This is a genomic window from Mesorhizobium sp. ESP7-2 (genome assembly GCF_020164715.1).
GTDB lineage: Bacteria > Pseudomonadota > Alphaproteobacteria > Rhizobiales > Rhizobiaceae > Mesorhizobium.
In genome coordinates, this window is the sequence record NZ_JAIUGQ010000037.1 from 15,265 (window position 1) to 26,946 (window position 11,682).

Here is an 11,682-nt window from a genome sequence, read left to right on the forward strand (position 1 = left end):
GACCGCGATCACAGCGTGCAACTGAACACGGTCGGCATCAATCTCAGCTACGAGTTCTGAGTATCGCCCACTGGTGACGTTCACGGGCCAAGCGCAAGCGCCTGCAGCTATACTTGTTGGAAAGGGCGGCCGGCGCCCCCAAGTGGGCGGGGGATGGGTTGGGCTTGAGAGGCGCCGGCCTTAGGCGGATCAGATCCGCCACCCAGATATTTATCGATGCTCGCGGCGCGGATAATTCCGCGATCGCACCAGTATCCCTACGCCACCTCCTCTGGGTTGCGGTTCGGCCACCGCAGAACACGACTTGACGGGCTTTGTCTGGCGTCTGAAAAGGGCTGGCCTGCGGACGTGGCGGAATTGGTAGACGCAAGGGACTGAAAATCCCACACACACCCGTTACACTAGCGAAGACATCCCTCTAGCGGCCTGATTTTGATTTCGTGCCGCTATCCTTCCATTTGCTGCTGCATTTGGCGGATGAGCCGTCCAGTATCAGAATGCAGAGCCCTCAGTTTGGTCAATTGCTCCGAAAATGCGTCCATTGGGCTTTCAAAATCGTCTTCCGCAGGCCCGATACCGATGCCGTGGAGCAGCCACGATAGGCTTACACCGAGGAGTCCGGTGATATTGAACAGCCGGTGTGAACTTGGTTGCGAACGATCGCTCTCCCAAGCATTGATTGTCGACATATTGACACTCAATTGCCATGCAAGCTCTTTGACACTCAGACCGCTCGCATCACGGGCCCTCGAAAGGCGCCCGCCGAAGGTGTCGAAATCCGGGGACTGTTCAAAAATATTCGTGGTGTCGGACACCCGATCTACCTCCTGTTTGGTTGATTTTGTCATTGGATTGCATCGGCCATCAACGATGACGCAGTTCCCCAAACATGGACGATGGCCACTCAGACCACAACCCGCAGTTGGGCGAATAAACTGCATACTATTGAAATCATTGAAGGATAATCGATACGGGAGCCCCGGTTCTCCGAGATCCTCAACTCTCGACGGGACTGGTTCACGCCAACCCTCACGAGTTGGATCATCTGGGCGAACAAGGCCAACAACCCGTTTGCAATGCCGCTCACCAAACGGGTGCAAGTGGTTCAAAAGCGCCGCCGCAACAGGCCAGACCACCATTCGCTACGCCAAGCTCGCTTCCTAACGATCCGGTTAACTTGGTGAAGTTCCTAGAGCCAGAAGGCAAAAGGCGCAGGGCGCCTGAAAATCTAATGCGTAGCCTTACCTAGCTAGACAGTCGCAGGAAATATTTGGCGCCGCAATCACTGGCACCCGGGTCGAGCTTGAACTTGTGACATGGGCTGTGACATACCGGTGGAACGGTGACTTGCGGGCGTGGCGAAACTGGTAACCGCACAGGACTTAAAATCCTGCGTCCTCAGTGACTTACGGGTTCGACCCCCGTCGCCCGCACCACCGCAAATGAGACTTAAAATCCCTCGATCTCTGATCGTACGGGTTCGATTCCCGTCGTCCGCACCAGCAAAGTCTTCAAATTTGTTGGATTTGCTCTGTTGAACCGCCGCAACGTCATTTAGCCCGGCGCGGCTACCGGCTGCGGATCACTGCTGTAACTCGGATAGTGCCCTCTCCAGCGGAGCCATCGAGATCTGGATCGGGCCGGAAAAGGCCACGTCCATATCGAAGATCAGATAGATCGCCCCGGCAACCAAAGCCGCCGACACCAGGTAGGTCGAAATGGTGATCGTATTGCGTGGCGCCCTGAAGCCGAAGCTGGCGAAGATCAGCACCAGCCAGGTAACCAGGAGCGTGATCAGAGGCACCGGAATCGTGCCCTCCGACTGCTCGATCAGCACCCAGCGCAGTTCCAGCACTTTCTGCAAATGCTGGCGGGCATCCTGCACAATGAAGCCATGCGCGTCGTCGGGCGGCGCCAGCGCACTCAGCCGGGTGCCGATTTCCGCCAGCAACTGCTCAGAGAGCCGGTTGGCGGCGACCAGCGTCTCGCTGGTCGGCGAGGCATCGCCCGCCACCCGCTGCAAGTAGACGACCAGCGGCTGGCGTACCGTGTCGGTTTGCGGGCCATATTGCCGCAAGGTCCTGTCGAGCAGGATCAACTCGGTCGCGTAGGCGTGGACATTGTGGTCGATCGATTCAAAGGTGTTCTTGGCCGAATTGATCATCAGCCCGAGCATCAGCGAGGTCATGACCCCGAACAGGTTCGCGGCGTGCCGAACCAGGGTGCTCGTGTCGTCGTCACGATGTTTGGCCGGCAGTTTTGGCCATATAACGGTGCTGGCAAGCGCCGCCGTAGTCAGGCACAGGAAGATTACCGTTGCGATGAAAGCTTCGCGCATGCCACTCATTCCGATGGGCAATGGCAAGATCGTCAGTTGATGACCGCCATCACGATTCCGGTGCGTCCTTGCGCCTTGCCGGACGCCTGCTGCAGGGGCGGGTTGACGCGCACCGCCTCGCGGCCCGCCGCGATAGTTCTGTCGACCTGTTCGGGCTTCGACCTAAGCCGGGTCGGAATAGCGTTGAGGCCAGACGCCAACGCATCGAGATCCCCCGAGCCTTCGATCTCGATGACGGGGAGTGTCATTCGATGTAGGTCACCGCACCCGTTTGCAGATCATAGATCGCCGCGACTATCTTCAGCTTCCCCGCCTTAATGAGACCGGCTAACACCTTGCTCGAGGCCGCCAGGCGCCTCGCGGTCCTCCGCGCGCTCTCCTTGGCAGTGTTGTCGACGAAATCGCCCGCTGCGCTCCGCATTGCTATCGCCGCGGGCAGGATCGGTTCGATCATCGGGCCGATCGCGCCAGGATAGGTCGCGTTCTTGGTGACCACGTCGCACGCCGCCTTCACGGCACCGCAGTTTGTGTGCGCCAGAACCACGATCAAGGGTGAGCCGAGCACCGCTGCCCCGTATTCGACGGTACCGAGCGTCGCAGTGTCGACAAGGTTGCCGGCATTGCGGGCGACGAACAATTCTCCAACGCCGTGACCGCCGAAAATCAGCTCCGGAGGAACGCGACTGTCGGCGCAACTGATGATCGTGGCCCAGGGCGCCTGATGTGCGGCGACGGCGTTTCGCTGCGCGGCAAGGTCCATCGAGCAGAGTTCCGGGTGACTGACGTAGCTTTCGTTGCCGGATTTTAGCGCAGCGAGCGCTTCATCGAGGCTTAGCGCGGTCGCCGCGCCTTGTGCCGCGCGCGCCGACCACGTGGCCCCACCAAGGCCGAATGCGACGAGTCCCGCGCCGACTTTGAGGAACTCCCTCCGGCCGACCCCTGTACCATCACAGGTGCTGCACATTCTTAGCCCTCGCCCATTGTTCTCCGAAGAATATGCGCTCGCTCTAATATATAGGCAAGCGATTGGCGATAAGGTCAGGATCGAAGAGAGGAGGCCAGGATGCAGGAACGACGAAAGCCACCGCAATGCAGTGCATCGGCGCGCCCCTGAAATCAGGCCGGCTTGCCCTTATCATCTAACCTTCAGCGAGAAATTGCCGTGGATTTGGATGCCTAGCCGCTCGCCTTTTCTCCACCGCACTTCCGCTCGATAAGTCGCACCGTCCAACGGCACGCGCAGCCGGAAGCTATCCGGCACATTTGCCCCCACAGCGACACGCAACTCAGCGCCGTGCTCATGCTGATTTCTGACGGCGCAGCCTATTTCGCCATCCTGCGTGATTATGAACGCATCCTTCAAAACCACTTCTCTCAAGTGACTTCGACGCTCGATTGGTGGCTCAGAGGATTTGTCGGTCATGGTAAGCTGCCTCCAACGAGCTAATGCTATCAGACTAAAGTCTGCGATGCAGGACGCAAAGGTCTTACGTTTTCGCTTAAGTTCCGTTCTTGTCCTTTGTCCGTTCTTTGTATTAGCAAATCATGAAATATTCAGCTCTATAATCATCGTCGGCCTTGCCCCGGAACTGTGGCGGGGAGAGCCGAGAATACACGGCATGGGAAGGCCCGGTATGTTCATCGACTTCTACGAAATGCTCGAAATCAGTCCGAATGCCAATTCGGAAACGATAGAGCGCATTTTTCGTCATTTTGCCATGCGCTACCATCCCGACAACCAGGTCACCGGCAACGAGTCACGCTTCAGCGATATCCTGGAGGCTCACAACACGCTCAAGGATCCGGTCAAGCGTGCGCAATACGATATTCAATACAAGGCTCATTTGAACCTCCGGGCCGAGCTGACCGATCAGGCGAGCAACAGCAAGAACCTCGATCGAGATTCCGCCTTTCAAGCCAAAGTGCTCTCACTGCTTTATGCAAAACGCCGACAAGACGTCAACAATCCTGGCATTGGCGACGATGAACTCGAACGAATGTCAGGCTGTCCGCGTGAGCACCTCGAGTTTCACCTGTGGTATCTAAAAGCGAAGGGCTGGATCGCCAGAACAGAAAACGGCACGTTCGCCATCACCGTCGAAGGCATCGATCGCGTTAATTCCGAACATCATCGCGACGCAGCCACCACCCGCCTGTTGGATCATGCGGGCTGAATTGGAATTCCTTGGTCTCCGATCAAGCTGCCATCGGATTAAGCTTCAGATGCTGGATCAGAATGATGGTCTTGGCATCGACGATGCGGCCGTCGGCGATGCCGGCCAGCGCTTCGTCGAGCGGCATTTCCAGAACCTCGATGTCCTCGCCCTCCTCTGGAGCGCCGCCGCCGGCCGAAATGCGGTCGGCGGGCGAATAGCGGGCGATGAAGAACCAGAGCCGCTCGGTGACGCTGCCCGGACTCATATAGGGTGAAAACAGCCGCTCGATCCTGTTCAACCGGTAACCCAGTTCTTCCTCGGCTTCCTTGCGGATGGCGGTTTCCGGATCGTTTTCGTCCAGCAATCCGGCACAGGCCTCGATCAGCGGTTCGCGGTGGCCAGTGACATAAGCGGGATAGCGGAACTGGCGCACCAGAAGCACGGTCGAACGCTGGGGGTCGTAGGGCAGGATCACCGCGCCGTCGCCGCGATCATAGGTCTGGCGAATCTGCGTCTCCCATTGTCCGTCACGCCGGCGATAGTCGAGCACGGTCTTCTTCAGAACCGCCCAGTCGTCGGAGACAATCTCTTCCGAGCGGATACGAACGCGGTCTTCCATCTGACACCTCGAAGCTTGCTGGCGAACGCAGGCGTAGCCGCGAACCGGTACAGGCGCAATCGGGCCAGCGATTGGTGCAGCGCCCTTCACTGTCTCGTGTGTGGTATGGAAGGGTGCCATTGCCTAAATAGCGCATTCCCCTCCCCGGAGTTTCTTCATGACGACATCGCTTTTCCAGCCGATCACACTCGATGGCCTCACCTTTCCCAACCGCATCGCCGTGGCGCCGATGTGCCAGTATTCCGCCGAGGACGGGTCGGCCAGCGACTGGCATCTCTACCACTGGATGAACCTGGCCATGTCCGGCGCCGGCATGGTCACGGTGGAGATGACCGATGTCGAGCGGCGCGGACGCATCAGCCATGGCTGTCTCGGCCTCTATTCCGAAGACAATGAAGCAGCCGCGCGCCGCGCGCTGGACGCGGCCCGGCGCGTGGCCGCACCCGGCACGAAGTTCGGCACGCAACTGGCGCATGCTGGCCGCAAGGCCTCGAACCGCAAGCCCTGGGAAGGTGGCGGCCCATTGCAGCCAAACGAGGATCCCTGGCAGACCGTCTCGGCCTCGGCCATCGCCTACGACACCGGCTGGAACGTGCCGCACGCCCTGGACGACGAGGAAGTCCTGCAGCTCATCGAGCGGTTCGCGGAAGCCGCAAGGCGGGCCGAACGTGCCGGATTCGACTTCATCGAACTGCATGCGGCGCATGGCTACCTGATCTTCCAGTTCCTGTCGCCGCTGTCCAACCAGCGCACGGATCGCTGGGGCGGCTCGCTGGAAAACCGGATGCGTCTTGTCGTCGAGATCGCCAGGGCGGTGAAGAAAGCAGTGCCAAGGCTGATGCTCGGCGCACGGCTGTCGGTGAAGGACTGGGTCGATGGCGGCTTTGACGTCGAGGACGCGATCGAGGTGGCGAAAGCGCTGAAGGCCGAAGGCATCGCCTATCTCTGCTGCTCGAGCGGCGGCAATTCGCCATTGCAGAAATTGCCCACCGGGCCGGGCTATCAGGTGCATCTGGCGGAAGCCGTACGCAAGGGCGCCGGCATTCCAACCCGTGCGGTCGGCCTGATCGACGACCCGAAACAGGCCGAGGCTGTTATCGCCGAAGGTCGCGCCGACATGGTGGCGCTGGCGCGCGCCTTCCTCGCCGATCCGCGCTGGGGATGGCGTGCGGCGGCCACCTTCAGCGAAAAGATCCATCCGGCGCCGCAGCTCGCCCGCTCGGTGACGACGATGGAACATTGGATGAAGGCGGCGAGCTGATCGCCGTTCTCCCGAGACCGGCGCCCCTGCTCGTGGTCCCGGACGGTTTGCCAAGGCCCGCTTCAATTCTGGCCGCGAACTGCTACGCTGGGTGAGGCTGCGGCGGGCGCGGCCGGGCTTGGGAGGTAATCATGTCGTTCAGGGCATTTCTTGCCGGCTGCAGCACTCATGGCCGTGGCCGGATTTGGCTCGGCTCTTCGACGCCGACCGTCGGGCAATATTGCGAGGGTACGGTGCACGGCCTCTCCGGCCGTTACAATCTGGCGACCGGCAGCGGCTTTCTCGCCGTGCGCACATGGCCAAACTCGTCCTCACGGATGATCGGGCAGTTGTTCAACGGCGATCATACGGAGATCTTCGACCGGCGCGGCAACTGGTATCAGGTCGAAATCGGCGGCGGCACCGGCTGGGCGAATGCGCGCTGGCTACGCAACGACTGCGGCTACTGAGACGCCAATGCATTTAGTGCGCGCCGCGGAAGCGACGCGACCTTTGGGCGCAGACCAAAGGCCATTTTTGCAACCAAATTGGCTGCTTTGCGTTGCGGCCATGATGGACAACAAGCCTTTTGAAACGCCCGTCGTGGTCGAGCTTGGCCATGTCGGCAAATATCGCCATATCCGCTCGACCCAGGAGGCAGCGGAGTGCCTGATGACCGTGTGGCCACTTAATCGCGGGCCTCGACATCGTGATGCCCTCGACACTTGCCTCAAAGTGCTGGAAGGTTATCGTTCGACAGCGGAAGCGCGCCGGGCCCTGATCGAGGCCGCCAGGGAATCGGAAGTGCTGGTGCCCGACGATAAGCTGCCCGACGACCGGTTGCATTGAGCAGGCGGACCTTTAACTGGAGGTTTTGATGGCGAAGCTGACTTACAAGATCGTCGAGCATGACGGTGGCTGGGCCTATAAGGTCGGCTCAACCTTCTCGGAGACATTTCCCACCCATCAGGACGCGTTGCGCGCCGCCGAGATCGCTTCGGCCGAACAACAGGTGGCGGGTTCCACCGATGGCATCCAGTATGAGGACGCCGAGGGCAAATGGCACGAGGAACTCGCAGACGGCCGCGACCGGCCTCAGACCGAAATCTCGGATTGATCTCGACAGGCGATGGCCGCGGATAGTGTGAAACTATCCGCAGCCAACCGGCGCCCCGTGAATCGAATTACTTCCCGCAGTACTTATCGTTGACGTTCAGCCCGGAATTGGCGTCGGGACCAGGCGTGTTGTGGGCACATGGACCGATACCTCCAGTGTTGCCTTGGGTGCTCAGCCCGGAGCCGTAAGCGTCGATGCTCCCGGTGGTGTACGGATCGACGGTTGTCTCCTCATGGTTGCCGAACAGCCACCAGCTATGGTTGGTATATGTCGGTTCTGACGACTGAGCCATGGCCGATGTTGCGAGGCCAATCGTCAGAGCGGATGCGGCTAGAAGTTTCGCGTACATATTAGTTACTCCGTATCTACCTTGGTCGTCTTGGGTGCGACACGGTCGAAACCCAATAGTCAGCCGAATGGTTCCCTGAAATTCTCGTGAAGTGGCGGTGATGCCGGGCGACAAAAGCGCGCCGCTATGCGCTCGATGAAGGCGACGACTTGTTCAGGCGCGGCGAATTGCGGCATCCGTCATCACCGGGATCCGAGCCGTGCACCTTATCCGCCCGCGATGCCGCCGCAAGGATGGCAAAAAACGGACTGACTTCGCGGGGCGGTCGTTGATCGCACCCCGCGTCCGAGAACAATCGGAAAGAGGCTTTCTCCCGTCCTGGTCAAGCTATGCCAGCCACCGTAATCCAGGTGATATCCGTGTATGCCGGATCGTTCGCCGTTTGGGCGGCATTGCCGCCGCCCGTCGGTCGCGCTATTCAGACGGGCCGTCTGTCGGAGCCTTCCATGCCTGAAATCGTCACTGCCGCCATGCTTGTCATCGGCGATGAGATTCTGTCCGGCCGCACCAAGGACAAGAACATCGGCCACCTCGCCGATATCATGACGGCGATCGGCATCGACCTGAAGGAGGTGCGCATTGTTCCCGACGAGGAAGACGAGATCGTCGCGGCGGTGAATGCCGTGCGCGCACGCTATACCTATGTGTTCACAACCGGTGGCATCGGCCCGACACATGACGACATCACGGCCGATTCGATCGCCAAGGCGTTCGGCGTGCCTTGTGAATACGATGCCAAGGCCTATGCCCTGCTGGAGGCGAGCTATGCCGCACGCGGCATCGAATACACGGAGGCTCGCAAGCGCATGGCGCGAATGCCGCGCGGCGCCGACCATATTGACAACCCGGTGTCCGTGGCGCCCGGTTTCCGCATCGGCAACGTTCATGTCATGGCCGGCGTGCCCTCGATCTTCCAGGCCATGCTCGACAATGTCGTCCCGACGCTGAGAGCCGGCAGCAAAATGCTGTCGGCCACGGTGCACTGCCCGTTCGGCGAGGGCCTTGTCGGCGGGCCATTGGGCGAGATCCAGAAAGCGCATCCGGATACGATCATCGGCTCCTACCCCAAATATGGCGACGGCAAATTCTGGACTGAACTGGTGGTTCGTGCCCGCAGCGCCGATGCGCTCGAGGCCGCGCGCGCCGATGTCGAGGCCATGGTGGCTGGCTTCGCCGGCAAGGCGAACTGATCCGGCGCAAACCGGAGCCAAGAACGACGCTGCAACGTTTTTCTGCCGCGAGGTCCATCACTCGCAAAGTTGAGGGATCATCATGCGTTTCAAGACCATCGTTGCCATTCTGCAGAACGAACAGGACGGCGAGCGGGTGCTCGACTGCGCCATCCCGCTTGCCAGCCGCTTCGAGAGCCATCTGATCGGTATCCATGCCGAGGCGCTCCCCGTGCCCTACACGTCGGCGACGGGCTTTCCCGATACGGAGTTCCTGCAGGTTTCCGCCGACATGAACCGGGAACGGGCCGAGAAACTCCAGGCTTTCTTCCTGAGGCGTATCGAGGATTCCGGCCTCTCTTTCGAATGGCGGAGCCTGGAAAGCTTCTCCGGCGACAGCGCACTGACCGGCATTTCAAGCGTGCGCGCCGCCGATCTCATCATCGCCGCCCAACGCGAGACCGGCGGCGATCCGAGCGCAGACGTCGATACGCTGGTCTACGATGCCGGCCGGCCGGTGCTGGTGGTGCCGCATGCCGGTCCTCTCGTCACCACCTTCAAACACGTTCTGCTCGCCTGGAACGGCAGCAAGGAGGCCGCCCGCGCCGCCTTTGATGCCCTGCCCTTCATCATCGAGGCCGAGAAAACCGACATACTGGTCATCGATCCACCCGATACGCTCGACGAAAGCCCGGAGGCCGCGGGCGCCGAAATAGCGTCGGCCCTGTCGCGCCACGGCGCCACCGTCAGTGTCTCGGTGCAGAAATCGGGCGGCACCTCGGTCGACGACATGATCCAGAACAGAATCGCGGAGACCGGCGCCGATCTCCTGGTGCTTGGCGCCTATAGCCACTCCTGGCTGCGCCAGCTTCTGTTCGGCGGGGTGACACGCACGGTGCTGCGCACGGCGCAGGTGGCGGCCTTCCTGTCGCGATAAGTCCACAGCGATCGCTACCAGCCACCCTTGCCAAGGCCGGGGGTTTCCAGTTAATTCCGCGCGCATTCCCCTGTTTTCTTGCACGCGGCCGTCGCGTGCCGCGGAGTGCGCGAGACATGTCCCTTCCCGAAAAAGCCTTCCCGGTCTCCTGGGACCAGTTCCATCGCGATGCCCGCGCGCTTGCCTGGCGGCTTGCCGGCACCAGCAAAGGCCAGTGGAAGGCTATCGTCTGCATCACGCGCGGTGGCCTGGTTCCGGCGGCGATCATCTCGCGCGAACTCGGCATCCGCGTCATCGAGACGGTCTGCGTCGCCTCCTATCACGACTACACCAGCCAGGGACAATTACAGGTGCTGAAGGAGATCACGCCGGCCTTGCTGTCCGACGATGGCGCCGGCGTGCTGATCATCGACGACCTGACCGACACCGGAAAGACCGCCGGCATCGTGCGGGCAATGATGCCCAAGGCCCATTTCGCGACCGTCTACGCCAAGCCCAAGGGCCGGCCGCTGGTCGATACTTTCGTCACCGAGGTCAGCCAGGACACTTGGATCTATTTTCCCTGGGACATGGGCTTCACCTATCAGAAGCCGATCGCCGACGATCACGCCGGCTGATTCGCGGCAAGCCGTTTTTACCAATCAAGCCAGCGCCGCCGACAATATTTGCTTGCGCGGACTGATCCGCCGACAAGATATCCTGCGAAATCGACCCTTGTTGACGGGAATCAGCCAGCGTGACCGAAGTTTTTACTTTTATTGGTCACAATTAGCCGTAAGATTCATGAGACGGCAAACGATTCTGGAGGCTGGGGCTAGCTTCTTCGATGTTGACACGGCCAACGACGCACAACCACCTTGCTGAAAGGGTCCGGCGACTCTTCGGCACGGCACCGTGTCGTCTGCAGGTTGCCGCCCTGCCCTGGCGCGATGTCGGGAACGGCGTCGAGGTCATGCTGATCACCAGCCGCGATACTGGCCGCTGGGTGTTGCCGAAAGGCTGGCCGGAAGCCAAGGAGCCGCTCTGCGAAGCCGCCGCGCGCGAGGCCGCAGAAGAAGCCGGTTTGCGCGGCAACGTCTCTCATCTCGAAGCCGGCCGCTATTTCTATGCCAAGGTTCTGGCTTCGGGCGAAGAAGTGCCTTGCGAGGTGCTGGTGTTTCCGCTGCATGTCGACAAGATCGCCGACCGCTGGAAGGAAAAAAATTCCCGCACACGCAGGTGGGTCAGTTCCAGCGAGGCCGTGCGCATGGTCAATGAGCCCGACCTCTGTCAGATCATCGCCTATTTCTGCGCCGACCCGCGCAGGTTCTCCTGAGCGCACGTGTATCGCGGCAGATTCACAACTATGTGATGCACCGCGTGTGAATGGTTTGCTAATTTTTCTTCGATAGAAATGGGCCAGTCTGGCGCGTTTCATCGATGGCGAATCCTGTAAACCCATTTCAGCAAGAGTCCCCTGAGCCGCAGCGCGAGCATCGGCCACGCGTGCTCAAAGGTGGAACGATCATCACCGGGATCCGAAATTCAGAAATCGGTTGTACGGTGCGCGACCAGCATGCGGGCGGCGCCGAACTGAAAATCCCGCTCGAGTCCCGGGTTCCCGACCAATTCCTTCTTTATGTGCCGCTCGACGGCGTCGCCTATCGCTGCGAAGTCCGCTGGCGCCGCAACGACCGGATCGGCGTACAGTTCGCCGGTACCGAGCCCAAGCCGAAGCGGCACTACGGCTGACTCCCTGCGCATCCGCCTGCCGGGCT

The 11,682-nt window shown here is 60.6% G+C and carries 17 protein-coding genes and 1 tRNA gene; 11 read left to right on the forward strand and 7 right to left on the reverse strand.

What is annotated here, in order from left to right; all coding sequences use genetic code 11:
• Positions 1-446: 446 nt before the first annotated feature.
• Positions 447-815, reverse strand: coding sequence for a helix-turn-helix domain-containing protein (locus LB543_RS26455; protein WP_181178246.1), 369 nt, complete (start codon positions 813-815; stop codon positions 447-449).
• 534 nt (positions 816-1,349) lie between these two features.
• Here LB543_RS26455 and LB543_RS26460 point away from each other — a divergent pair.
• Positions 1,350-1,436, forward strand: a tRNA-Leu gene (locus LB543_RS26460).
• A gap of 146 nt (positions 1,437-1,582) precedes the next feature.
• On the opposite strand, the gene LB543_RS26465 is transcribed toward LB543_RS26460, so the two are convergent.
• The 4 genes from LB543_RS26465 to LB543_RS26480 form a co-directional block, all read right to left on the reverse strand.
• Complete coding sequence (locus tag LB543_RS26465; RefSeq protein ID WP_224616250.1) at positions 1,583-2,338, reverse strand: DUF4239 domain-containing protein; 756 nt, start codon at positions 2,336-2,338, stop codon at positions 1,583-1,585.
• Positions 2,339-2,370: 32 nt separating this feature from the next.
• On the reverse strand, positions 2,371-2,586 hold the full coding sequence (locus LB543_RS26470; RefSeq protein ID WP_224616251.1) for a hypothetical protein: 216 nt from the start codon (positions 2,584-2,586) through the stop codon (positions 2,371-2,373).
• The gene (locus LB543_RS26475; RefSeq protein WP_224593893.1) at positions 2,583-3,098 is read right to left on the reverse strand and encodes a carbonic anhydrase; all 516 of its coding nucleotides are present in this window, start codon (positions 3,096-3,098) and stop codon (positions 2,583-2,585) included. Before LB543_RS26475 ends, LB543_RS26470 begins: the two co-directional genes overlap by 4 nt.
• Before the next feature lie 375 nt (positions 3,099-3,473).
• Entirely contained in the window at positions 3,474-3,761 is a 288-nt protein-coding gene (locus LB543_RS26480) for a PilZ domain-containing protein (RefSeq protein ID WP_224616252.1), read from the reverse strand.
• Between the two features lie 211 nt (positions 3,762-3,972).
• On the opposite strand from LB543_RS26480, the gene LB543_RS26485 reads away from it, so the two are divergent.
• Positions 3,973-4,512, forward strand: a complete 540-nt coding sequence (locus LB543_RS26485) for a DnaJ domain-containing protein (RefSeq protein ID WP_224593891.1) — start codon at positions 3,973-3,975, stop codon at positions 4,510-4,512.
• A gap of 22 nt (positions 4,513-4,534) precedes the next feature.
• Here the strand turns inward: LB543_RS26485 and LB543_RS26490 are convergent, their stop codons facing one another.
• Positions 4,535-5,113 (reverse strand): NUDIX domain-containing protein, encoded by a 579-nt coding sequence (locus LB543_RS26490; protein WP_224616253.1) that lies wholly within the window; start codon positions 5,111-5,113, stop codon positions 4,535-4,537.
• Between the two features lie 157 nt (positions 5,114-5,270).
• Between LB543_RS26490 and LB543_RS26495 the strand changes: the two genes are divergently transcribed.
• The 4 genes from LB543_RS26495 to LB543_RS26510 all read left to right on the forward strand — a co-directional run bounded on the left by LB543_RS26495 (position 5,271) and on the right by LB543_RS26510 (position 7,470).
• Positions 5,271-6,374 (forward strand): NADH:flavin oxidoreductase/NADH oxidase, encoded by a 1,104-nt coding sequence (locus tag LB543_RS26495; RefSeq protein ID WP_140755074.1) that lies wholly within the window; start codon positions 5,271-5,273, stop codon positions 6,372-6,374.
• Positions 6,375-6,505: 131 nt separating this feature from the next.
• Complete coding sequence (locus LB543_RS26500) at positions 6,506-6,823, forward strand: SH3 domain-containing protein (RefSeq protein WP_224616254.1); 318 nt, start codon at positions 6,506-6,508, stop codon at positions 6,821-6,823.
• A 100-nt stretch (positions 6,824-6,923) separates the two neighbouring features.
• Positions 6,924-7,202: a DUF982 domain-containing protein gene (locus tag LB543_RS26505; RefSeq protein ID WP_032935880.1), complete on the forward strand. Its 279-nt coding sequence runs from the start codon at positions 6,924-6,926 to the stop codon at positions 7,200-7,202.
• A 28-nt stretch (positions 7,203-7,230) separates the two neighbouring features.
• Positions 7,231-7,470, forward strand: a complete 240-nt coding sequence (locus tag LB543_RS26510) for a DUF2188 domain-containing protein (protein ID WP_027145493.1) — start codon at positions 7,231-7,233, stop codon at positions 7,468-7,470.
• Positions 7,471-7,537: 67 nt separating this feature from the next.
• Here LB543_RS26510 and LB543_RS26515 read toward each other — a convergent pair whose 3' ends face one another.
• Complete coding sequence (locus LB543_RS26515; protein ID WP_140755080.1) at positions 7,538-7,819, reverse strand: hypothetical protein; 282 nt, start codon at positions 7,817-7,819, stop codon at positions 7,538-7,540.
• Between the two features lie 446 nt (positions 7,820-8,265).
• On the opposite strand from LB543_RS26515, the gene LB543_RS26520 reads away from it, so the two are divergent.
• The 5 genes from LB543_RS26520 (at position 8,266) to LB543_RS26540 (ending at position 11,656) form a co-directional block, all read left to right on the forward strand.
• On the forward strand, positions 8,266-9,009 hold the full coding sequence (locus tag LB543_RS26520; protein WP_224616255.1) for a competence/damage-inducible protein A: 744 nt from the start codon (positions 8,266-8,268) through the stop codon (positions 9,007-9,009).
• An 82-nt stretch (positions 9,010-9,091) separates the two neighbouring features.
• Positions 9,092-9,925 (forward strand): universal stress protein, encoded by an 834-nt coding sequence (locus tag LB543_RS26525; RefSeq protein ID WP_140755084.1) that lies wholly within the window; start codon positions 9,092-9,094, stop codon positions 9,923-9,925.
• Between the two features lie 116 nt (positions 9,926-10,041).
• Positions 10,042-10,542, forward strand: a complete 501-nt coding sequence (gpt, locus tag LB543_RS26530) for a xanthine phosphoribosyltransferase (protein ID WP_140755086.1) — start codon at positions 10,042-10,044, stop codon at positions 10,540-10,542.
• A 209-nt stretch (positions 10,543-10,751) separates the two neighbouring features.
• Positions 10,752-11,240 (forward strand): NUDIX hydrolase, encoded by a 489-nt coding sequence (locus LB543_RS26535; protein ID WP_224616256.1) that lies wholly within the window; start codon positions 10,752-10,754, stop codon positions 11,238-11,240.
• Positions 11,241-11,344: 104 nt separating this feature from the next.
• Positions 11,345-11,656: a PilZ domain-containing protein gene (locus LB543_RS26540; RefSeq protein ID WP_224616257.1), complete on the forward strand. Its 312-nt coding sequence runs from the start codon at positions 11,345-11,347 to the stop codon at positions 11,654-11,656.
• Positions 11,657-11,682: the final 26 nt, after the last annotated feature.

Excerpts from the sequence above, each read along its gene's own strand:
- LB543_RS26505 (WP_032935880.1), top strand. The coding sequence starts at position 6,924 with ATGATGGACAACAAGCCTTTTGAAACGCCCGTCGTGGTCGAGCTTGGC.
- LB543_RS26475 (WP_224593893.1), bottom strand. The coding sequence starts at position 3,098 with ATGGACCTTGCCGCGCAGCGAAACGCCGTCGCCGCACATCAGGCGCCC.
- LB543_RS26515 (WP_140755080.1), bottom strand. The coding sequence starts at position 7,819 with ATGTACGCGAAACTTCTAGCCGCATCCGCTCTGACGATTGGCCTCGCA.
- LB543_RS26535 (WP_224616256.1), top strand. The coding sequence starts at position 10,752 with ATGTTGACACGGCCAACGACGCACAACCACCTTGCTGAAAGGGTCCGG.
- LB543_RS26485 (WP_224593891.1), top strand. The coding sequence starts at position 3,973 with ATGTTCATCGACTTCTACGAAATGCTCGAAATCAGTCCGAATGCCAAT.
- LB543_RS26525 (WP_140755084.1), top strand. The coding sequence starts at position 9,092 with ATGCGTTTCAAGACCATCGTTGCCATTCTGCAGAACGAACAGGACGGC.
- LB543_RS26510 (WP_027145493.1), top strand. The coding sequence starts at position 7,231 with ATGGCGAAGCTGACTTACAAGATCGTCGAGCATGACGGTGGCTGGGCC.
- LB543_RS26520 (WP_224616255.1), top strand. The coding sequence starts at position 8,266 with ATGCCTGAAATCGTCACTGCCGCCATGCTTGTCATCGGCGATGAGATT.
- LB543_RS26495 (WP_140755074.1), top strand. The coding sequence starts at position 5,271 with ATGACGACATCGCTTTTCCAGCCGATCACACTCGATGGCCTCACCTTT.
- LB543_RS26540 (WP_224616257.1), top strand. The coding sequence starts at position 11,345 with ATGGCGAATCCTGTAAACCCATTTCAGCAAGAGTCCCCTGAGCCGCAG.
- LB543_RS26465 (WP_224616250.1), bottom strand. The coding sequence starts at position 2,338 with ATGCGCGAAGCTTTCATCGCAACGGTAATCTTCCTGTGCCTGACTACG.
- LB543_RS26490 (WP_224616253.1), bottom strand. The coding sequence starts at position 5,113 with ATGGAAGACCGCGTTCGTATCCGCTCGGAAGAGATTGTCTCCGACGAC.
- gpt (WP_140755086.1), top strand. The coding sequence starts at position 10,042 with ATGTCCCTTCCCGAAAAAGCCTTCCCGGTCTCCTGGGACCAGTTCCAT.
- LB543_RS26500 (WP_224616254.1), top strand. The coding sequence starts at position 6,506 with ATGTCGTTCAGGGCATTTCTTGCCGGCTGCAGCACTCATGGCCGTGGC.
- LB543_RS26480 (WP_224616252.1), bottom strand. The coding sequence starts at position 3,761 with ATGACCGACAAATCCTCTGAGCCACCAATCGAGCGTCGAAGTCACTTG.
- LB543_RS26470 (WP_224616251.1), bottom strand. The coding sequence starts at position 2,586 with ATGACACTCCCCGTCATCGAGATCGAAGGCTCGGGGGATCTCGATGCG.